The organism is Photobacterium sp. CCB-ST2H9, assembly GCF_023151555.2.
GTDB lineage: Bacteria > Pseudomonadota > Gammaproteobacteria > Enterobacterales > Vibrionaceae > Photobacterium.
In genome coordinates this window covers 1,436,960-1,457,728 of the sequence record NZ_CP100426.1, presented here as the reverse complement: position 1 = coordinate 1,457,728, position 20,769 = coordinate 1,436,960, and the positions used below count along the sequence as shown (strand labels likewise).

The following is a 20,769-nucleotide window of genomic DNA, read 5'->3' as shown; positions in this document are numbered from 1 at the left end:
TCTGGTAATCTTCAGGCAAGTCTGTGGCAATTGAGGATAAGTTAAAGTCTTTCCATCTCCCATCCCAAAGAAGGATAGAACATGAAAACTCTGACTCCCGTATGCCTGGCACTGTCCGTGTTTGCTGCTTCAGCATCTGCAGCAACGACAGTCGCAGAAACCCACCTTTCTTCAAACGCAGCTTTCGAACTCGCCAAGTCTGCCGTCGCGCAATGCGCAAAAGATAATTACGCAGTGACGGCAACCGTCGTGGACCGTTCCGGAAGGGTTTTAGCTCAGTTGCGACAGAATCAGGCGGGACCGCATACGCTCGAAAGTTCGCGCAAAAAAGCCTTTACTGCAGTCAGCCTGAAGCAACCGACAGCGAACCTGATGAAACTGGTGAATGACAAACCACTCTTAGCGCCGCTGAAAGATATGGATGACAACCTGCTGCTGCTGGCGGGTGGTTTACCGATTAACGTCAATAACCAGGTCGTTGGTGCGATCGGTGTCGGTGGTGCGCCGGGCGGGCACTTGGATGCGGCTTGTGCAGAAGCGGCCATCAAGGCGGTCATCAAATAATTTGCCTGTCTGGCGATATCAATAACCGGCGGTATCGCCGGTTATTGTAATGAACTGAGCGTGATAGAGCGCTGAGAATGATTCCGTTTGTTTTTCAATCATCAACAGTGAGAATGATTCCGTTTGTTTTTCAATCATCAACAGAAAGTACAACCGGAATCGTAAGCGCCTCAATCATGGCAAGCGTTGTGGTTGCCTGGCAATTAAAGTCGTTTTCTTGCTCATACTTTTCCACCGCTTCCTTTGCAGTCTCGGCATCAATACTCTTGATATCTAACTCAAACCCTTGCTCAAATAATTGTTTCTCTTCTTCGTGAAAGGTTTCTGAATTGACATCAAGAAACGTATAAGCTTCATGTTTTGTATAAAAATGAAATGTTTTCATTCTGTGTGCCCTTTTCATCAGATAGCCACGGTGAACCAGATATATCGATGGGATTAAAAATGTTCTTATCATCTGGTCGTCCAGCGATGAAATGGATCAGCGCTCAGATGAAAAGGCAATCTTGTCGAACATAAAATCAAATGCACCGGATTGGTGTTTATGGCGGCACTGCTCGACGGCTCTGTACTTTTGAATCGCTTCAGCGACTTCAGGGGCAGTGATCAGGAAATTTTCTTTCTCAAACCCTTGTTCAAGCAGCTGAGATTCACCTTCCCGATAATCAGGCGCATCAATCTGAAGACAGGTATAAGACTTTTTCCTGGTAAAAAACTGATAGGTAGCCATCGTTACTCGCAGTCCCGTTCATAAATAATGAAAATAAAAATTGGCTTTTACTGACGTTGACTTACAGGTGAACCCGGCGCTGAGAATCTAATTGATATTCATGATTTTCTGGTAGGACTTTTATCAAATGAAATGTTTTTTTCGAGTCACTTCACGGTTCCAAGCCATTCAGTCTCGTTTGAAATCCCACCAGCAGTTCAAAATGCTTTAGAGATCCGCACCTTCAGCACATAAGGCTCTGCTGGTGCGGTGATGGCAATCCATCAGGATGAAACAACCAACCGACCATTTACAGGCTGAACCGGACGGTTATTACTATGCCCCAGGACCCGGTATAACGCCTGGATCTGATCTGCCGAAACCGTCTGAGGCTGTTTGAGCACAATCCAGCGAACCCCTTCAGTACACGGCGGAGTCGTCAGCGAACCACTGAAACGGTAATAATCCTGTTTTGCCGGAAGCATCTGTCGCGCATCCACCTTTTGATTCAGAGAAACGGCTTTCCCGGCTACAGTCGGCATTTGTGTCCAGATATCAGCCAGCGTTTGATTGGCTTCACCTTCTTTAAACATCACAGCGATGACTGCCAGATTGCCGTTTTTATCCGCGTGAACAAAATGGCCTTCCAGCGGGAAAGACTGCCCCCGGATATGGTTCTCGCTCGGCGTGTGAAAATGAAACTGCTTCAGCTCAAACTGCTGGCCGTCCAGTGTCAGATAACTCCCCGGCGCATAATTCACCTGCACTGTATGTCCATTATCAATAACACTTGCCGACGCCGGCTGATAGTGCAATGAGAGCGGTGGTAATTGGCCCACAACCACTGCAGACAGATCAATCGGAGACTGATTTTTCCCCGTTGCGCATGTTGCAAAATCGCCACTGAGCGTCGCCCAGTGATCCGGTCCATTTGCCCCTTCGTATCCCCATGAATGCTCCGCAGCCTGTGCAACGGAGACACTTTGCAGCCCAATGAACAGACTGATCAACTGAACAACTTTTCGCATATTTCTGTTTTTCCTGTTGAATGGTTCCATAATTCAAAATTTACATTGCTAAAAATTTCGGGACATGACTACATGCTCCCGAAGCATGACAGCCATCCTGAATCAGATATCATCCGCTGCAATGAAACATCGAATTAACTAATAAATACTGCCTGAGATTCAATCATAAAATTCAAATTGAATTTATTATTTGCTCGTCATCAAACAAAACCATGCAACAAAAAAAACTTAACAATAAATATGCAAAAAGAAGACAAAATCGAATAATTTAACCTGATACTCACCCCAACATAAAAATATATTTACACTGAGTGTAAAAAAATAAGATTAAATATAAAATCAACCTAATAGATGTTTCAATTTGTAACAAATTGAAATAAAAAGAACAATGGTTCCAAATAAACCCACTATTTATTTACAAACGCTTTTGATAAGAATTCAGGCTCATATTGCATAGCAAAGGAACGAACCATGTGCTGGTTCATTTTCCATAACTCAAATCACAGACTGAAAGCTCAGTCCACCAATTCAACACCTAAACTTTCAAGCAGATGCAAGGCTTCAAATCGGGAAAACCTGGCACCCTCAACGGAGTTCTCCAGCACATGAATATTGTATTGAGTCGATTCAGTGAAATCGACGCGGCGCAGATCCGTTCGCATAAACAGGCTATGCGTGAAATCACAATACGTCATTGAGGAATGTTTGAAGTCCCCTTCCCTGAAATCAACATCGTGAAGTTTGCATTCATCCAGAACAAGCTCGTTCAGGGTCAGACCAAAAAATGAACCATCATTCAGAATACATTTCCGAAATTTCAATTCATGGTCAATATTGAATGCTGGCCAATTTGCCTGCGTCCAATCGACACCGACTAATTTACATTCAACAAATGAGACCCCAAAAAAACGCGTCTGCGGTATCTTCAGCAGACTCAGATTACACCGATAAAACTGACAGTTAATAAATTTACAATTTTTGAAGGTCGACTCTGAAAAGTGACAGTCATGAAACTCGCAATCCTCAAACTCAACCCCATTGAACGCTGACAATGAAAGCAATAGTTTGCCGAAATTTTCATCATAATACTGTTCATGATCGGCAATGCGGTTCACTTGTGCTCCCATAAGCCTTAGTCCTCTGAAACAAAATCATAGACGACGACACGGCCAGGTAGAATTTCGCTTTGGCTGGTGCCCCGTCTCCGTACAACGGGTGACTGAAAATGACTTCAGTCTGTCCGTTTTTTACCTTACTCAGATTCTGATGTTGGCAGCACAAGATCAAACATACGTTTTAACTTATCGATGCGCTGGTTGACTTTGTTCGCAGCCCCATCCAACGTATAACCATCGTCTATCAACTCTTGTATCAATATGATTTTTTTCACATTAATCAGATCATACTGACGCGTCGAACTGTTTCCTGAGGTTGTCTCGATATACCCCTTCTCCTGCCAATAGCGAATCTTTCGGGTTGGGACACCGGTAATATCCGATGCTTCATGGATACCGACTTTCACTTTCTTTAAAAATTGTTGGTATTGATTCTCTGCCCCAAGACTGTCTTCAAGGATCATACTCAGCTCACTTCCCTTATCACCATTTAGTCATAGCATCTACCAAAAGCACTCGTTGCAGATTATTACTTCTACCTTTATCAGATATTCAGTCAATAACACCAACGACTCTAATTGGTCCGACTTGAGCTCTATAGTAGACCAATTGGTGTTTATGCTCAAAATCGATATTAGACGTAAAAGTGTAACAATCGGCGAACAGCACATACATGCAATGAAACTATTGACATAATGACAAACCTGCAATTACATTAATTGTCGTCAAGTTACAATTAATGAAGCTAGGGTTCACGATGAATACAAAATACAATTACTACCTCATCCTCTTTGTGGTTAGCGCAATCGCAGTTGTCTCACAGCTGTATCTCCTTCTCCCCGTCAGTCAGCTGCTCGCAGATGTCTTTCATTCCAGAACAGAATCAATTGTCTTATTGACCAGTTGCTTTGGGTTCGCCTATGCCAGCGGTTTTCTCTTCTGGGGACCGTTATCAGACCGCTTCGGTCGCAAGGCTGTACTGGTTGCAGGGATGGCAGGATTATCCGTCACCACCATCATTGTTGCCTTAAGTCAGCAATATGAATGGGTGCTCACATTGCGCATCATCCAGGGTTTTATGGCCGCTTCTTTCCCGCCGGTGGCCCTGGCCTTTATCGGGGAATCCTTTCCGGAGAAAATGCGCATGAAAGGGATTGCCTGGTTAAGCTCTGCATTCCTTTTATCTGCACTGGTCGGACAAACTCTGGGCGCAGCAATGATTGAGGACTCCCTGCAAAATGTCATGCTGCTTCTTTCCAGCGTCTATATTCTGAGCCTGCTTGCCTGCAGCCGCTTACCTGGCTCACAGAGCCAAAACACGCCCAAGGTGAATGCCAAGGGGTATTTCAATATTCTTTTCGGAACCGTCACCAATCTCCGGTTATTACGGATCTATCTGGTTGCACTGGTTTTGCTGGGCAGTTTCGTGACCTTATATGCCACACTCACGTCCCAACATGCCGGCGGTTTTATTTTTGAGAACCTGCAGGTCAATGATTTAAGGCTCTATTCAATTCCGTGTATGTTTATGCCGCTTCTGATTGGCCGTTTCATCGTCAGACTTGGTGCCCTGACAACCGTTTTCATATCAGTCATCACAGCTTCTCTGACGCTGTTCCTGCAGATGCAAACTTCGGACAGTGTTGTATTCATCATTCTGCACTTAATTTTTGTCTCTTCCATTGCTTCGGCCGTCCCGAGTGTCATCAGCCTGGTCAGCCAGACTTCAGACGCGAGTAACCGCGGACTAGCCGTATCTTTATACACTTTCACACTCTTCATTGGCGCAAGCATTGGCGCAGTCATCCCGATGCACTTTGGAGAAAAAGGCGTGCTCTACTTTTCAGCATGTTTAGTTTTGTCTGCATTACTGAATGTACCGCTGTCTATTTTCAGGAAGGAAAAAAGTAGATATGCGAGCTAACCCGTCGGTTTTTTCATTCGCCTGTTTCGGCTTAGCGTTATTACTGATACCGGCACAAAGCGCAGCAACACAAACACTGAATTCGAAGACAAAGGAATATAAAACCATGACAAACTATCAGGCTTGGATTGAAGAAGATTATGCTCCGGTAAAAACATTTTCAGGCGCGATGGATGGCACAGAGGTTACCGTCACCCGATATGAAGACAACACAGACAACCCGTTCATCCTGGGTGGAGAACACATCACATTTGTTTCAGATAAAGGAGGGAAACTAAAAGGCTTAGCCCGGATTCTTGGTTTATATCAATTGGAGAACACCACATTACCAACTGAAAATGAGTCAAAGAATATTGCGATGAATTTTCTTGAATCAAATGCACCAGACTTACTTCAAAACATGAAAGTTCAATGGATTAAGCCACATGATGAAGAAGTAATGATTGATAACAAAAAAATTATCATCACAGGCATGAAAGTGAAATGCCGTAATCTTGATGATGGAAAATATTTCTGGGTTATTGTCGGACACGATAATTCAGTGATGGTTTTCGAAAGGGACATTGTCTGGGACTTTTTTAAAGCCGGCAGACAAACAGAAAAATGGCTGCATGACAGCTGGTTAAAATCTCAAATATAGAAATTCAAATCGAAAGGGAAAAACAATGGAAAATATCAATACTCTATTTACTATCGTTGGCGATAAATTAACAAACTATAACGCATTCCCACAATGCATTACGTATAGTGAAATGATAGAGTTCATTGACAAAGGGAACTTTCTGGATTCCTACTATCAAATTGGACAAGGATTGTCCGAGGAATCCATTAGCTTTCTGATCGCAAAGTTTGAACGTCATGGCGGATCTCACCTTTTAGTGAATGGCAGAGATAAACTGTTCAGCTATGCATCAAGGAAGGAAACCCATAAATATAAAAAAGAGAATATTTTGATCACCTCTCCGGAGCGGGTCGATGAATATCATTACCATTTAAATCTGGTGATGGATGAAAGAGGTGAATTACTGCAAGATCATCTCACCGGTTACCATATCCAGGGCATGGTTCTGATTGAAGCGGCCAGACAAGCATTCCTCGCTGTCACAGAAAAATTCTTTTACAGTGATGAATTGCCGTCTTCGCACTATTTCGTTATCAATTCAATGAACACAAGCTATCAGGCTTTTGTTTTTGCGGTTGATACTGAGATCAAATACTCAATCATTGAGCATGCGAATAAACCTGGCAGAGATTTTTATTCCGTAAAAATTGAGTTCTTCCAGAATGAAACCGTCTGTACGACAGTTGATGTTGAATTTACAGTTTTTGAATCTGCACGGCTTGAACAAAAAGAATTTCAGCTCGCACAAAATGCGATTTCATATGCGACGAATCATCTTGAATCAAACATCGTGAGAAAGGCTGGATAATATGACCCGGATTGCAGCTTTCTATGATGTTGATGAAACCATAATTAATATAAAAAGCATGTTTAGCTTTCTACAGTTTTTTTATCAATCATGCGACGGTCAAGATAAAGGACGTTCTCGGTTTGAATCGATGATGAAATCGTTTCAGACCATGGCAAAAGAGCGTTCACGTGCAGAGGTCAATCGTTACTATTATCAGCAATTTAAAGGATTCAACCGAAATTCATTCATTGACATGACCCAATCCTGGTTTCAAGAAGTTCATCAATCCGATAATTTCTTTATCAATGAAACATTAGAGACGCTTCGTTGGCATCAGGCACAAGGACATCTCATCGTATTTGTCTCTGGTGCAAGTCATGAAATTTTGCGTCCGTTGGCCAGCCTGCTGAATGTACAGCATATATTAGGCGTCCAATTGGAAACACAGGATGACCTATTCACAGGTGCAATTATCCCGCCTCAGACAATCGGTGAAGGGAAAGCAGAAGCGGTAAAATATTTTATGGAAAAACATCAGATTTGTGCTCGCGAAAGCTTTGCTTATGGCGATCATCACACTGACATTCCCATGCTTCAGTGTGTGGGTCATCCTCATGTCCTGCGTGGTGACGATGTACTTGAACAATGGGCATCCGAAAACAACGGTTCTTTTATTGAGGTCATCCATTGAAGTCTTTCTATTTATTTAAAGCGGCGATTGTTACCGGCTTAGCCATGTGGCTGACAATCGCAGCAACCAATAACTTATTGGATAGCGGCACAAATCAGTTTTTGCTGTCATCCATGTTTAAAATGGAAGGGTTGATTGCCGACCCTGTTTTTGGAAATGGTCTTGAGTCAAGAGCGATTCACATCAATGGAATTGAAAAAATAGCGCTTTCGGTCATTATATTGGTTCAATACATTGTCTCGCTCTCCTTATGGTATGCCTCCTATTGTTACTTCAAAGCTTTTGCTTTGAACGGATGTGAGGTCAAAGCAATCAGTGTGACCAATATTGCACTGTCACTTTTTGCCATGATTTGGGTCTGTTTCCTGTGCGGCGGGTTATATTTTGGTTATTGGCTAAAATTTTCCGGCCCGCAAGGTGTCCATTTCACCTTACTGATTATTTCAATCATCGCTTTTGTGATGAACAACATTCCCTCACTGAAATGGGAAGCCGCACATCAGTAATTGATTTCCAGTCGCACTGATGAGTGCTGATATGACAAAAAAAGCCCGTTCCGGTACACATCCGGAGCGGGCTTTTTATCTCAGCCAAACAATCAGACTGAGCAAAGATCACGATGTTAACTCTTTACTGTTTCGACACAGCCATTATCGATAACTGATCGCGTACATGCGGCAATATTTACCCTTTGAGCCTGACCAGACTTCATCCGGCAAACCAAAAGCCATAACGGATGTTTTTGCCTGATAGGCCGCAATCACCATCGATAAATTTGCCTGGAAACCCGGATCGGTCTTCCGCAGCCAGTAACCGCTCGGGCACGTTGCTTCAGGTGACGCGAGTTTAAATACAACATCACCATCGCCGTATTCAGAATACGAAGTTACCTCTTTAATCGTCGATACCGTTGATCCAATATAGTTTTGATTCACTGCATAGCTGTGAAAAGACATCAGCCCGAATACCAAAGCAGCCCAAAATTTCATTCCATTCATCCTTAATCAATCTACCCCAAATAAAACCAAGTGCATATTGAACCACAGAAGGTAACCGTGATCACCAAGGCGAGGAACATCAGAAGAAAAAAACCGCTCTGGTCCGAAACCCGAGCGGTTTTTCATCACAATTGAGTGCTATTCTTTAGACCGCAATCCGTTGTTGAGTCGTGGCATCAAAGTAAACGGCTTTAGACAGATCAATACAAAATGGCAGCGTATCACCAACATTCGCATTGAAATCTGGGGAAATACGACACGCGACCTCTTGCCCATTCATCGTCACCATCGCAATCGTGTCCGGACCGGTTGGCTCCAGAACATCGATCGTCAATGGCAAACTGGCACAGGTTTCCCCTTCTGCCATTTGCTCGGTGATATTCTCCGGGCGCAGTCCGATGACAATCGATTGTCCGTCCCGCTCCCGCAACGATGCCGGGAGTGGCAAGTCAAAAGTATCGCTGCCGAGTTGAACCTGCGCGATGGGTTTATCCTGTGCGTCTAAATCGACCTGAGTATGAATGAAGTTCATCGACGGTGACCCCATAAACCCGGCAACAAACATATTGTTGGGCTGGGTATAGATTTCTTTTGGCGTACCCAGTTGCTGCAGTTCACCATCCTTCATGACGGCAATCCGGTCCGCCAGCGTCATGGCTTCAATTTGATCATGCGTGACATAAACAATGGTGGTACCGAGCTGCTGATGCAAGCGTTTGATTTGAGTCCGCATTTCGACCCGGAGTTTGGCATCCAGGTTCGACAGCGGTTCATCAAACAAATACAGCTTCGGCTGGCGCGCCAGTGCACGACCCATGGCAACCCGCTGGCGCTGCCCGCCTGATAACTGTGCGGGTTTACGATCCAGGAGGTGATCGATTTGCAGCATGGACGCCACACGGTCCACTTCCTGCGCAATCTTTGCCTTGTCCAGCTTTCGAATTTTCAGACCAAAGGCGATGTTATCGCGAACCGACATGTTCGGGTACAGCGCATAAGACTGAAATACCATAGCAATGTCGCGATCTTTGGGTTCGACCTGCGCCACATCGATACCATCAATCATAATTTCACCGGAACTGATATCTTCCAGACCGGCAATGGTGTTCATCAATGTGGATTTTCCGCAACCCGAGGGACCAACCAGGATCAGAAACTCTCCGGAATCTATGCTGATATCAATTCCTTTCAGCGTCTCAATCTCAGCATTACGGTAAGTTTTGCGAATCTGTTTTAAAGCGAGTGTCGCCATAATGGTTATCCTTTCACTGATCCCGCGGTCAGACCGCGTACAAAATACTTCCCTGCCAGCACGTACACCAAAAGTGTCGGTAAGGCGGCAATAATGGCGGCGGCCATGTCAACGTTATACTCTTTCACCCCGGTACTGGTGTTCACCAGGTTATTCAGCGCCACGGTAATGGGCTGTGTTTCGGCACCGGAATACACCACGCCGAACAGGAAATCATTCCAGATCGCGGTGAACTGCCAGATCACCGTCACCATAATGATGGGTGTCGACAGCGGCAGCAGAATACGGAAGAAAATGGTAAAGAAGCCTGCACCGTCGAGCTTGGCCGCTTTCACCAGTTCATCAGGCACGCCCACGTAAAAGTTACGGAAGAACAGCGTCGTGAACGCCAGGCCATAAATCACGTGCACCGTCACCAGCCCCGCCGTGGTGTTCGCCAGACCCAGCTTGCCGAGCAGCGCTGCCATCGGCAGCAAAATCACCTGAAACGGAATGAAACAGCCGAACAGCATCAGGCTGAAAAACAGCTGAGAACCGCGAAACTGCCATTTACTGATCACATAACCGTTAAATGCGCCCAGCAGTGTTGAAATCGCAACCGCCGGGATCACCATCTGAAATGAATTCCAGAAATAGCCTTTGATGCCGTCACAGCTCACACCGGTACAGGCGCCGGACCAGGCTTTATTCCAGGCATATCCCACCCATTCCTGAGGCAGTGACATCAGGTTGCCGCTTTTAATGTCCGGCAGCGTTTTAAATGATGTCATCACCATCACGACCAATGGCATCAGGTAAACCACACAGAAAAAGAGCAGTCCGCTGTAAATCGCCATCCGGCCAAGCGTGAAATGCTTATTCATGATTTTTTCTCCCGCAATTCCGAGTAGAGGTAAGGCACCAGAATCGCCAGAACACCAGCCAGCATCATGATGGCACTGGCAGCCCCCAGACCAATCTGGCCGCGGGTAAAGGAGTGGGCATACATAAAGAGTGCAGGCAGGTCAGAAGAATAACCCGGGCCACCCGCCGTCAGAGCAGTTACCAGATCGAAACTCTTAATCGCAATGTGCGAGGTAATAATGACTGCGCTGAAAAAGACCGGACGCAGACAAGGCAGAATAATTTTCCAGTAAATGACCGGCATGCTGGCACCATCCATTTGCGCAGCTTTCATGATTGAGGAATCAATTCCGCGCAGACCCGCCAGAAACATCGCCATCACAAAGCCGGACGACTGCCAGACTGCAGCAATCACTAGGGTATACACCGCCATATCCTGGTCCACCAGCCAGTGAAACTGAAAGTCGGTAAAGCCCCAGTCGTGCATCAGTTTTTCAATGCCCAGTCCCGGGTTCAGAATCCATTTCCAGGCCGTCCCCGTCACGATGAAAGACAAAGCCATCGGATAAAGATAAATCGTGCGAATCGCGCCTTCCTGACGAATGTTCTGATCCAGCAAAATTGCCAGCCCCACGCCAAGTACGATGGCGATGAACATGAACATCAGGCCAAAAATCCCCAGATTGGTGACCGAGGTGAGCCAGCGATCGTTGTCCATCAGTTTTTCGTATTGCAGCAAACCGGCAAAGTTAAAACTGGGCAGAAAACGGGAATTGGTCAGCGACAAGTAAAAGGTCCAGAACATAAAGCCGTAAATACAAACCACAGTGACCAGCATGGTCGGGGCCAGCACAATTTTTGGCAGCCACTTCTGCAATCTGTCCGCCAGACCGGGTCTGGCAGCTTTCAGTTTGGTCAGCGACAAGGTGTGCTCCATAGTGCGTCCTTGATTTGGGTGACATCTCAATCACGTGATTTCCCGGGCAACAACAGCCCGCAGCGCTGAAATTCAGCACCGTGAAGTCACGTGAATCAAAAAATGCGGGCCGGTATTCAGCCCGCTGACGGTTGATTAAATGGCGGCTTTTACGGCTTTGGCCAGTTGTTGCGCGGCTTGTTTCGGATCAGCATCGCTATCGTTGAAGAAGTTAGTGACCACATCATAGATTGCGCCCTGAACATAGCTGGTTGTCGCCAGACCATGCGCCATACTTGGCACCAGATCACCTGTTTTCGCAGATGCCTTGAAGGTTGCCATCGAATCCAGCGCACACTGGTCGAACTTATCCATATTCATATCCAGACGAACCGGAATTGAACCTTTATTCAGGTTAAACACTTCCTGGAAGTCTTTATCCAAAATAGTTTTCGCCAGATGTTTCTGAGCGACTTCATTGTCTTTATTGTTCAGTTTAAAGAAGGCAAAGCTGTCAATGTTGAAGGTAAACTGGTTCGCCGTGCCTGGAGTCGGTGCGCAAATGTAGTCTTTACCCGGCTTTTTCCCGGCCGCAGCAAACTCACCTTTTGCCCAGTCACCCATGATTTGCATGGCGGCATCTCCGTTGATCACCATTGAGGTGGCAATATTCCAGTCACGGCCCGGAGAATTGTCATCAATATAGTTGTGCATGCGCTGGAAGGTCGCGAAGGTTTCCACCATTTTCGGACCGGACAGCACACCCATATCTAAATCGACAAAGGCTTTGTTGTAATCTTGCGACCCCAGCACATCCAGCGCCACGGCTTCAAACAACGTTGCGTCCTGCCATGGCTGCCCCCCATGAGCCAGCGGAATAAATCCGGCTGCTTTGATTTTGTCTGCCGCGGCAAAAAATTCTTTCATGTTCGTTGGCACTTGCGCACCGGCTTTTTTGAATACCTCAGGGTTGGCCCAGAGCCAGTTCACACGGTGTACATTCACCGGGACGGCCACATAATCACCATGGTATTTCATCACTTTCGTCACGACTGCAGGCAGAACGTCATCCCAGTGACCCGCTTTTGCAACATCATCCAGTGTGGTCAGGAAGCCAAGATCACCCCACTCCTGAATATCATGGCCTTTAATCTGTGCCGCAGAAGGCGGATTCCCCGAAACCGCGCGGGTTTTCAAAACGGTCATCGCACTTTCACCGCCGCCACCGGCAACCGCGAAGTCCTTCCAGCTATCTCCCTGTTTTTCTAGCATTTGTTTCAAAACAGCGGCGGACTTGGCTTCACCGCCGGAAGTCCACCAGTGAAGGACTTCAACTTCACCCGCATGCGCCATAGAACTTACCGCTGCAAAGGTCATTGCAATCAGTGATTTTTTCAGTGTAAAGGTACGATTCTTTATCATTATGATGTTCTTCCTTGTGTTCAGGTTGAATGCTGGCGTGCAGGGTACGGCGAGCCAGTCCTCCTGAGTCTACCCATCCAAGGAAAACGCACTGTAACAAAAGGAAACCCAAACGTAACACACAAGTAACATTATCATTTTTAATCTTTAGAAGCAGAGACTTGCAGTGTTAACAAAATGATAAAAAGTGTGAGGTGAGTTGGTGTGAGTTATATATCTATGTCTGATGAATCAGGAATTCCTGCCTGCGCTGAAATCACAAAGCAGTGGCGGCATCCAAACATCAAACGCCGTCACTCCTGCGAAGGCAGGCGTCCGGAAGAGAAGAAAACACAGTCCGGCCATTTGCCTTAATCCTCAGGCAAACGGCCTGGCAGTTCAGTGCTCATACGTCACCGGGGCAGTAAAAATATAGCCGTTTCCGCGCATGGTTTTGATGAATTTGGGCTGTTTGCCACTGTCGCCCAGCCGCTGACGCAACCGGCTCAGCTGAACATCAATGCCCCGCTCGAACGGCAACGCCTCCCGACCGCGGGTGGCGTTCGAAATCGTGTCCCGGTCCAGCACTTCATTCGGACGGGATAAGAACAGCATCAGCAAGCTGAAATCCCCCCCGGTCAGCTCAAAGTCCTGCTCCGTTTGCAGGTTATACAAGCGATGGGACAGCGTCTCCAGCCGCCAGTGACCAAAACGAATGGTGCGCGGCAATGTAGCGGGTTGCTGAAATTCATCCTGTGCAACCGGCCGTGTCCGCCGTAACAGCGCTTTGATTCGTGCCAGCAACTGACGCGGACTGAACGGTTTGGCGATGTAATCGTCGGCCCCGATCTCCAGGCCCAGAATCTGATCCATTTCATCAGACGCTGCCGTCAGCATCATAATGGGCACTTCAGAGGTTTTACGCACAAACTGGCACAGAGTGAAGCCGTCATCCCCCGGCATCATCACATCCAGCAAAATTAAATCCGGGTCGTCGGCCTCCAGCCGTAGTTTCATCGCGATCCCATCTTCAGCCGTGATCACGGCATAACCGGATTTTGTCAGGTACTCTTGCAATAACTCGCGGATTTCAACGTCGTCATCCACAACAAGAATGGTCTTTGTCGACATCTTGGTGTTCTCTTTCCTTGTACACGTCAGATCCCAGACTCCCTTCAGATGCCGGTCCAACGGCTTCTAAGGTGGCTGAGGTTTATTGTTTTTATTGGCAGTGTTATTCATTACAGACATGAAATCACGACTGATACCGCAAAAGTTTGAGGCGGGTAAAGTTTTCCTCTGAGATTGAAAGCAGAAAGTCGCCAACCACTTTCTCTCATACGCCATTCAGGCATAATGTCTGAAAAACTCATAAATAAGAAAAGAAGTGCCTATATGCTGACCATTCAAGACGCAACTTTCGACGATCATCAGGCCATCGCAGATCTGCACATCCAGAACTGGCAGATGGTGTACCGCCACGACTTATCTGAGCAGTACCTGACGCAGGACATTCATCAGGACAGAAAGCAGGTATGGCATCAACGACTCATCCAGCCGATGGAAAAACGACATATTCTGGTCGCAAAGCAGGACAATCAGCTCTGTGGTTTCATCTGTATTGAGCTGGATGCACACCCTGAACTCGGAACGCTGATCGATAACCTGCACGTCAGCCCGCAGACGAAGGGACAAGGCGTTGGAAAGCTGTTACTGAAAACGGCTGCCGGAATCATTGACCAGAAAGCACAAGGTCAGGGTATCTATCTGGAAGTGCTGGCTTCGAATTTGCCGGCCATTGGTTTTTACCAGCGCGTCGGGGGCACCGAATACTGTGCGCAAACCTGGCAGGCACCGGATGGCACCGTGGTCGATGAGTTTGTTTACAACTGGTCCGGAACAGACCGGCTGGTATGCTGATCTCACTGAGCCGGGCATCTGCCCGGCTCACTATCCGACTGCAATGACTTACAGTTCAACAATCAGTTTGCCCTGATTCTCTCCGGAGAACAGCAGGTTAATGCCTTCAATTGCGCTGTCCAGACCGTGCAGCGTATGCGCGCGGTATTTCAGCTGACCAGCCATCAGATGTTCAGCCAGCTTCTGTCCGTATTCCGCAAAACGGTGGTAATGATCCGGCATGGTAAAACCCTGAATCATTAAACGCTTACGAACAATGTTCATCCAGTTGGGACCCGGCAGCGGCGTCGCGGTATTGTAATCGGCAATCATGCCGCACACAGCAACACGGCCATGAGCATTCATCCGGTGATAAATGTGCTGCTGGGCCGCACCCCCGGTGTTTTCGAAAAACAGATCGATGCCATCCGGGGTTGCTGCTGCCAGCTGCGCTGCAAAATCAGGAGCTTTGTAGTTGATCGCAGCATCAAAACCCAGTGTTTCGGTCAGCCACTGACACTTCTCATCACTGCCCGCGATCCCAACAACCCGCACGCCTTCGAGCTTCGCCAGCTGACCGACCATCGAGCCCACAGAACCCGCGGCACCCGTCACAACTAAAGTCTGTCCTGCTTCAGGTTTCAGCACTTCATAAAGACCGTGGTAAGCCGTAACGCCCGGCAGTGCCACGACAGACAACAATGCTTCCTGCGGCACTGTAACCGGCACCGGTGAAAGGCCGCCTTTGGCAACAAAATATTCGGTCCAGCCCATCATCCCCATCACACGGGTACCCACCGGAAAATCAGGATGACGGGATGCCACCACATCACCGATACCACTGGAGCGCATCACATCACCCAGTTCTACCGGCGGGATATAACTTTCCCGATCCGCACTCATCCAGCCGCGCATCGCAGGATCCAGCGACATATGGGTCTGCTTGACCAGAAACTCGCCTTCCGCCAGTTCAGGCATTGATTGGGTGACTTTTTCAAATACATCCGGCGTGATACGGGTGTCCGGACGTTTTTTCAGAAGAATCGCGTTATAGCTCATGATCTTGTTCCTCGCTTTGCGTTGAGGCACACTCTAACTCTTGCTGAAAATGAAAATAAGACAGCAGATTTAGGAAACACTTTTGCTTAAACTGGAAAAATAACCAGAGAGAAATCGCATGGACAAACTCAAAGCCATGGAAGTTTTTGCCACAACCATCCAGTGTGGCAGCATTTCCGGTGCCGCCAAACAGTTACAGTTGCCGGTCTCCAGCGCATCCCGTCATCTCAGCTGGCTGGAAGAAACCCTGGGTTCCGAGCTGATGAAACGCAGCACCCGGGCCATCAAACTGACGGAAGTCGGCCAGGCCTATCTAACCCAGTGTCAGCGGGCTCTCGAGCAAATCCGCCAGGCCGAGGAACTCGTCCAGACCTACCAGCATACACCTTCAGGTATCCTGAAAATCAGCTGTATGAGCCATTATTTTGAGAATCAGATGCTGCCTCATCTGAGTGAATTTGAATCGCTGTATCCGGATATCCGTCTGGATATTGATGTGTCGGATAAAGTGAATGATCTGTCGCAGGCTGAAATCGATATCGCAATTCGGGGGGGCTATATGCCGGACGAGCGAATTCACGCCCGCTGGCTGTGTGATAACACGCCGCATCTGTGCGCCAGCCGCCAGTATCTCGACATGTTCGGAATGCCCGCAAGCCACGAGGAATTGCATCAGCATCAGCTGGCTTTTTACCGGGGTCCAAGCCAGATCCTCCGCTGGGGAATCGTCCGACAGGGCCAGTGGATGGCGATGAATCTCACGCCCTATGTGGTGACCAACTCCGGCCGGTACATTCGCGAACTCATGATGGCAGGCAAAGTTATGGCGCTGCTGCCGGACTGGGCGACCCAAGAGGACAGAGACAATGGCGAGCTGGTTAAAATTGATTTACCTCAGCCTGCGTGTCTGTCCACCGAAAAACTCGGGATTCACCTGCTCTATTACAAGCCAAGGTATCAGGTGCCCAAGATCAGAGCCGCCGTGGATTTCTTCACCAAAAAACTGCTCACCCAAAAGCTCATTCCACAGCCAGATCATGGTTTATGAGGTCTTTGCTTCCAGCAGGACTGCACCTGTCCCTTCTTCGGCCAGCGCATCATCCGGGTTTCGCAGCTGGCATTTTTTCAGCGACAGGCAACCGCAACCAATGCACTCTCCCAGAGAATCCCGCATTTTCTGCAGCTTTATGATCCGTTCATCCAGCTGCTGTCGCCAGAGACTCGCCATCTCCTGCCACTCTTCCTGTGTCGGCGCATGATCTAACGGCAAGTGGGACAATGCCGCGCCGATCTCTTCCAGCGACATGCCCAGCTGCTGGGCCGTTTTGATCACAGCAATCCGGCGCAACACACTGCGGTCATAGCGGCGTTGATTGCCCGGATTTCGCCAGCTTTGAATCAGTCCTTTTTGCTCATAAAAATGCAGCGTTGATATTCTGACGTCTGCACGCTGTGCCACCTGTCCGACCGACATGTCCATTGCTTTTCCTGTCCCCAAGTAAAAATCTGTTTTTCCGCCTTGACCTCAAGTTTACTTGAGGTTTTAAGCTCTGCCCACCATCAAGAAAAATAAAAGGAAATCATCATGTCAGGGACTGTCACCTATCTTACCGGCCGCTTTTTTGACGGAATTTCTTCAGGCATGTTTATGCTGGCGTTACCCTGGGTCATGCTCAGTCAGGGGGATATGGGCGTATTTGTTGCAACGGTTTCACTGGTCTGCACTGCGTTATCATTTTTCGCGACGCCATTCACCGCAACTCTGATCGACCGCCATTCCAGAAAAGCCATTCTGGTCACCATTCAGATCATTCAGTCGTCCACCGCCCTGGCAGTGCTGGTCGCATTTTTGTTTCAGGCCGATTCCATCTGGCTGCTGGCGCTGGCACAACTGATTTTCTGGCTGACCAACGATATAGCCTGGAGCACCAACAATGCCTTTACCCAGGAAAACTATGACAAAACCGACTACGCAAAAGTGACCGGCCAGCAGGAAGTCGTGATGCAGCTCACCACACTGGGAGCCGGGGCTGCCGGGATTGTGCTGCTGAGTCTCTGGTCCATGCGAGAATTTGCCCTGCTGGCCACCCTGGCTTCCGGCATCGCTGCAGTCAGTTATCAGCTCACACCATATCGGCGTCAGCTGATGACGCATCGACCTCAGGCATTCTTCCGTCAACTCTCGGACAGCCGCCAGATCTTCGCCCGTCAGCCGGCTTTTTATCTCTTTCTGGCGCTCTCGTGCCTGACATATCCGATGCTGTCTTATCTGGCGAAGCTGGTTCCGGTCTATTTTTCCGAGCAGCACATCAGCGGCAGCTGGTTTGCCTCCTGGTCTCTGAGCTACGGCATCGGCGCCTTGATCACAGGACTATTGGTGACCCGTTTGCTGACCCGGATCAGCCACGAAAAAGCAATGACCGGATCGGTGATTATTATCGGGGGTCTGCTGATGGTGATCTCAGTCTGGCTGACGCCGGAAGTCCTGGTCAGTGTGACCGTGATTCTGGGATTCTTCAACGCCCTGAACCGCATCGCCCGAACCAATAAGCTCAACCATGAAGTCAGTGTACATGAGCGGGGACGCATTGAAGGGGGCCTGAAACTGTTTTCCGTCCTGAGCCAGGGTCTGAGCTTTGTGCTGATTGCCGTCCTGAGCTCTCTGCAAATCACCGAACTGGGCTTTGCCATCATGGCTGTGATCATTCTGCTTGCCGGACTGGGCATGCAGATGCTTTACCAGCGTCAGGCCCATGTCCATCTGACGCCAGCCTGATCTCTGTCTGTGTGACACGCCGCCTTCCGCTGTTTCGGGGCGGCGTTTTTTTATTGTCCGGCCATCCACTCGAGCAAGAAACGGGAAAATGCCTGAACCTGACGGGGCTGAAATTTCCGACCGGGAAACACCAGATGGATACCGACAGCATCGGAATCACCGGGATGGAGGCCAATGATCTGTTCATCAAACAGCACGACCAGCCGTCCATCCATGACATCTTTTCGGACATCCCACCAGGATTTCATGGCGATACCACAGCCATCAACGGCCCACTGACGAACCATTGCTCCATCGGTACTCACCAGTGCCGGGCGAACCTTGACCGACATCTGGCCTGTTTCGGTTCTGAAAAACCATTCATCCATTTCCTGACCGCCCCATGCCATCACCAGACAGCGATGCCTGACCAGCTCATCAGGAGATGCCGGCATGCCCGCCTGTTCAAGATACGCCGGAGAAGCGCACAGCACCCGGCGATTCTGAACCAGTGCGCGGGCGACCAGATTACTGTCGGGTAAATTGCCCATCCGGATGGCAATATCAATCCCTTCATCGATCAGTTTCAACCGGCCGTCTGTCAGATAAAGATGAGAAGAAACGTCCGGATGCGCAGCATGAAATGCCGCCAGTGCCGGGGCGACATACTGTCTGCCAAAATCTGACGGCGCTGTGATCCGCAACGTCCCGGACAACGCCGCTTCCTCTTCACTCAGTGCCGCCTCGGCCATCGCAACTTCTTCCAGAACCCGCAGGCAGCCTTCATAAAAACGCTGCCCGGCTTCCGTCAGCGCAATGTGCCGTGTATTCCGGTTCAGAAGACGCGTTTGATAGTGCTGTTCTATCTGATTCATTCTGGCTGTCATGCTGGCTGGTGACAGCCCCAGTTTGCGCCCTGCGGCAGCCAGTCCGCCCGATTTCACCACCTGGGCAAACAGCGCCATGTCATCAATTTTCGCCATATTATTCAATTTTTATGAAATGAGTTTTCAGATTCAAGCCAATTATCAATCTATTCTGAATCAATACACTGAATGCGTCCAATCACTGAATCATTCAACGGAGTTTCAAAATGCCGGATTCCAACCTGTTCTCACCGCTTCAACTGGGTGCATTAACACTTTCCAACCGGGTTGTCATGGCCCCGATGACACGCTCACGCACCAGCCAGCCGGGGGATATTCCAAACCTCCTGATGGCGGATTACTATGCCCAGCGCGCCAGTGCCGGCCTGATTATCACAGAAGCCACCCAAATCTCACCGCAGGGGAAAGGCTACTCGTTCACCCCCGGCATTTACAGCTTTGAGCAGATTCAGGGGTGGCGGGCTGTCACTCAGGCCGTCCATGCCCGGGGCGGCAAAATTTTCCTGCAATTGTGGCATGTCGGCCGGATGTCGCATCCGTCTTTCCATGCAGACGGGCAACCGGTCGCACCATCCGCAATTGCACCGGATGCTCAGGTCTGGGTTGTCGGCGAAGACGGCATTGGCCGGATGCAGGACTGCCCGGTTCCCCGCGCGCTGACGCTCCCGGAAATCAAAAACATTATTGAAGATTACCAGCAGGCTGCGATCAACGCGGTCGAGGCCGGATTTGACGGTGTGGAAATTCACGGCGCGAACGGTTATCTGATCGATCAGTTTCTGCGCCGCACCTCAAATCAGCGGACGGATGAATATGGCGGCTCGCTGGAAAAACGAATTCGTTTTGCCACAGACGTTGTTGATGCCGTCAGTGAAGCAATCGGCGCCGACAAAGTGGGCATCCGGCTGGCGCCTTTCATTACCCAGCGCGGCATGAATGATCCGCAGGCCACCGATGCTATCCTGCTGGCTGCCAGACACTTCGAACAAACCGGCATAGCCTACATCCATCTGGCTGAAGCCGACTGGAGTGATGCCCCTGAAGTGTCCGTCAGTTTTCGTAAAGCCCTGAGAGCCACCTTCAGTGGCAGCATCATAGTTGCCGGGAATTATACGCCGGAAAAAAGCCAGGCTCTGATGCAGACAGGTTTAGTCGATCTGATCGCGTTTGGCCGCAAGTTTCTGGCGAACCCGGATCTGCCCTATCGTTTACAACACCAGCTCCCGCTGAATGAAATCACCGATCCGACCACGCTCTTTGGCGGCAACGAGACCGGTTATACCGATTATCCTTTTTATAACCCAAACCTTTAATCA

24 protein-coding genes are annotated in these 20,769 nt (G+C 48.7%); 10 read left to right on the top strand and 14 right to left on the bottom strand.

Features of this window, described 5'->3' with window-relative positions; all coding sequences use genetic code 11:
- Positions 1 to 81 precede the first annotated feature (81 nt).
- Positions 82 to 564 carry a heme-binding protein gene (locus L4174_RS23365; protein ID WP_248142859.1) on the top strand — a complete coding sequence of 161 codons (483 nt, stop codon included), beginning with the start codon at positions 82 to 84 and terminating at the stop codon, positions 562 to 564.
- A gap of 130 nt (positions 565 to 694) precedes the next feature.
- Here the strand turns inward: L4174_RS23365 and L4174_RS23360 are convergent, their stop codons facing one another.
- The 5 genes from L4174_RS23360 to L4174_RS23340 all read right to left on the bottom strand — a co-directional run bounded on the left by L4174_RS23360 (position 695) and on the right by L4174_RS23340 (position 3,880).
- Entirely contained in the window at positions 695 to 949 is a 255-nt protein-coding gene (locus tag L4174_RS23360; protein ID WP_248142860.1) for a hypothetical protein, read from the bottom strand.
- Between the two features lie 96 nt (positions 950 to 1,045).
- Entirely contained in the window at positions 1,046 to 1,294 is a 249-nt protein-coding gene (locus L4174_RS23355; RefSeq protein WP_248142861.1) for a hypothetical protein, read from the bottom strand.
- 263 nt (positions 1,295 to 1,557) lie between these two features.
- The gene (locus L4174_RS23350; RefSeq protein ID WP_248142862.1) at positions 1,558 to 2,301 is read right to left on the bottom strand and encodes a carbonic anhydrase; all 744 of its coding nucleotides are present in this window, start codon (positions 2,299 to 2,301) and stop codon (positions 1,558 to 1,560) included.
- Positions 2,302 to 2,816: 515 nt separating this feature from the next.
- Positions 2,817 to 3,416, bottom strand: coding sequence for a pentapeptide repeat-containing protein (locus tag L4174_RS23345; protein WP_371929454.1), 600 nt, complete (start codon positions 3,414 to 3,416; stop codon positions 2,817 to 2,819).
- A 137-nt stretch (positions 3,417 to 3,553) separates the two neighbouring features.
- Positions 3,554 to 3,880, bottom strand: coding sequence for a MerR family transcriptional regulator (locus tag L4174_RS23340; protein ID WP_248142864.1), 327 nt, complete (start codon positions 3,878 to 3,880; stop codon positions 3,554 to 3,556).
- A gap of 293 nt (positions 3,881 to 4,173) precedes the next feature.
- On the opposite strand from L4174_RS23340, the gene L4174_RS23335 reads away from it, so the two are divergent.
- From L4174_RS23335 to L4174_RS23315, 5 genes are read left to right on the top strand one after another with little or no spacing between them, the layout of a single operon-like run.
- A complete protein-coding gene (locus L4174_RS23335; protein WP_248142865.1) occupies positions 4,174 to 5,340 on the top strand; it encodes an MFS transporter in 1,167 nt (388 codons plus the stop codon).
- The gene (locus tag L4174_RS23330; protein WP_248142866.1) at positions 5,330 to 5,980 is read left to right on the top strand and encodes a hypothetical protein; all 651 of its coding nucleotides are present in this window, start codon (positions 5,330 to 5,332) and stop codon (positions 5,978 to 5,980) included. Before L4174_RS23335 ends, L4174_RS23330 begins: the two co-directional genes overlap by 11 nt.
- A 25-nt stretch (positions 5,981 to 6,005) precedes the next feature.
- Positions 6,006 to 6,770, top strand: coding sequence for an AfsA-related hotdog domain-containing protein (locus L4174_RS23325; RefSeq protein WP_248142867.1), 765 nt, complete (start codon positions 6,006 to 6,008; stop codon positions 6,768 to 6,770).
- A gap of 1 nt (position 6,771) precedes the next feature.
- Positions 6,772 to 7,443 carry an HAD family phosphatase gene (locus L4174_RS23320; RefSeq protein ID WP_248142868.1) on the top strand — a complete coding sequence of 224 codons (672 nt, stop codon included), beginning with the start codon at positions 6,772 to 6,774 and terminating at the stop codon, positions 7,441 to 7,443.
- Positions 7,440 to 7,949 carry a DUF2165 family protein gene (locus L4174_RS23315; protein ID WP_248142869.1) on the top strand — a complete coding sequence of 170 codons (510 nt, stop codon included), beginning with the start codon at positions 7,440 to 7,442 and terminating at the stop codon, positions 7,947 to 7,949. The genes L4174_RS23320 and L4174_RS23315 overlap by 4 nt, the downstream gene beginning before the upstream one ends.
- A gap of 144 nt (positions 7,950 to 8,093) precedes the next feature.
- On the opposite strand, the gene L4174_RS23310 is transcribed toward L4174_RS23315, so the two are convergent.
- The 6 genes from L4174_RS23310 to L4174_RS23285 all read right to left on the bottom strand — a co-directional run bounded on the left by L4174_RS23310 (position 8,094) and on the right by L4174_RS23285 (position 13,984).
- Positions 8,094 to 8,432: a hypothetical protein gene (locus tag L4174_RS23310; RefSeq protein WP_248142870.1), complete on the bottom strand. Its 339-nt coding sequence runs from the start codon at positions 8,430 to 8,432 to the stop codon at positions 8,094 to 8,096.
- Between the two features lie 154 nt (positions 8,433 to 8,586).
- On the bottom strand, positions 8,587 to 9,693 hold the full coding sequence (locus tag L4174_RS23305) for an ABC transporter ATP-binding protein (RefSeq protein WP_248142871.1): 1,107 nt from the start codon (positions 9,691 to 9,693) through the stop codon (positions 8,587 to 8,589).
- 5 nt (positions 9,694 to 9,698) lie between these two features.
- Positions 9,699 to 10,556, bottom strand: coding sequence for a carbohydrate ABC transporter permease (locus L4174_RS23300; protein ID WP_248142872.1), 858 nt, complete (start codon positions 10,554 to 10,556; stop codon positions 9,699 to 9,701).
- Positions 10,553 to 11,473 carry a carbohydrate ABC transporter permease gene (locus tag L4174_RS23295; RefSeq protein ID WP_248142873.1) on the bottom strand — a complete coding sequence of 307 codons (921 nt, stop codon included), beginning with the start codon at positions 11,471 to 11,473 and terminating at the stop codon, positions 10,553 to 10,555. The genes L4174_RS23300 and L4174_RS23295 overlap by 4 nt, the downstream gene beginning before the upstream one ends.
- A gap of 135 nt (positions 11,474 to 11,608) precedes the next feature.
- Positions 11,609 to 12,829, bottom strand: coding sequence for an ABC transporter substrate-binding protein (locus L4174_RS23290; RefSeq protein WP_371929453.1), 1,221 nt, complete (start codon positions 12,827 to 12,829; stop codon positions 11,609 to 11,611).
- 423 nt (positions 12,830 to 13,252) lie between these two features.
- Positions 13,253 to 13,984, bottom strand: coding sequence for a response regulator (locus tag L4174_RS23285; protein ID WP_248142875.1), 732 nt, complete (start codon positions 13,982 to 13,984; stop codon positions 13,253 to 13,255).
- Between the two features lie 264 nt (positions 13,985 to 14,248).
- Here L4174_RS23285 and L4174_RS23280 point away from each other — a divergent pair, with 264 nt between their 5' ends.
- A complete protein-coding gene (locus L4174_RS23280; RefSeq protein ID WP_248142876.1) occupies positions 14,249 to 14,773 on the top strand; it encodes a GNAT family N-acetyltransferase in 525 nt (174 codons plus the stop codon).
- A 48-nt stretch (positions 14,774 to 14,821) separates the two neighbouring features.
- On the opposite strand, the gene L4174_RS23275 is transcribed toward L4174_RS23280, so the two are convergent.
- A complete protein-coding gene (locus tag L4174_RS23275; protein ID WP_248142877.1) occupies positions 14,822 to 15,811 on the bottom strand; it encodes an NADP-dependent oxidoreductase in 990 nt (329 codons plus the stop codon).
- A gap of 118 nt (positions 15,812 to 15,929) precedes the next feature.
- Here L4174_RS23275 and L4174_RS23270 point away from each other — a divergent pair, with 118 nt between their 5' ends.
- Complete coding sequence (locus L4174_RS23270) at positions 15,930 to 16,859, top strand: LysR family transcriptional regulator (protein WP_248142878.1); 930 nt, start codon at positions 15,930 to 15,932, stop codon at positions 16,857 to 16,859.
- Here L4174_RS23270 and soxR read toward each other — a convergent pair.
- A complete protein-coding gene (gene soxR / locus L4174_RS23265; RefSeq protein WP_248142879.1) occupies positions 16,854 to 17,291 on the bottom strand; it encodes a redox-sensitive transcriptional activator SoxR in 438 nt (145 codons plus the stop codon). The two genes, L4174_RS23270 and soxR, sit on opposite strands and share 6 nt — an antisense overlap.
- A gap of 102 nt (positions 17,292 to 17,393) precedes the next feature.
- Between soxR and L4174_RS23260 the strand changes: the two genes are divergently transcribed.
- Entirely contained in the window at positions 17,394 to 18,587 is a 1,194-nt protein-coding gene (locus tag L4174_RS23260; protein ID WP_371929452.1) for an MFS transporter, read from the top strand.
- 50 nt (positions 18,588 to 18,637) lie between these two features.
- Here L4174_RS23260 and L4174_RS23255 read toward each other — a convergent pair whose 3' ends face one another.
- A complete protein-coding gene (locus L4174_RS23255) occupies positions 18,638 to 19,549 on the bottom strand; it encodes a LysR family transcriptional regulator (protein ID WP_248142881.1) in 912 nt (303 codons plus the stop codon).
- A gap of 110 nt (positions 19,550 to 19,659) precedes the next feature.
- Between L4174_RS23255 and L4174_RS23250 the strand changes: the two genes are divergently transcribed.
- Positions 19,660 to 20,766, top strand: a complete 1,107-nt coding sequence (locus tag L4174_RS23250) for an alkene reductase (protein WP_248142882.1) — start codon at positions 19,660 to 19,662, stop codon at positions 20,764 to 20,766.
- The last annotated feature ends 3 nt before the right edge of the window (positions 20,767 to 20,769 follow it).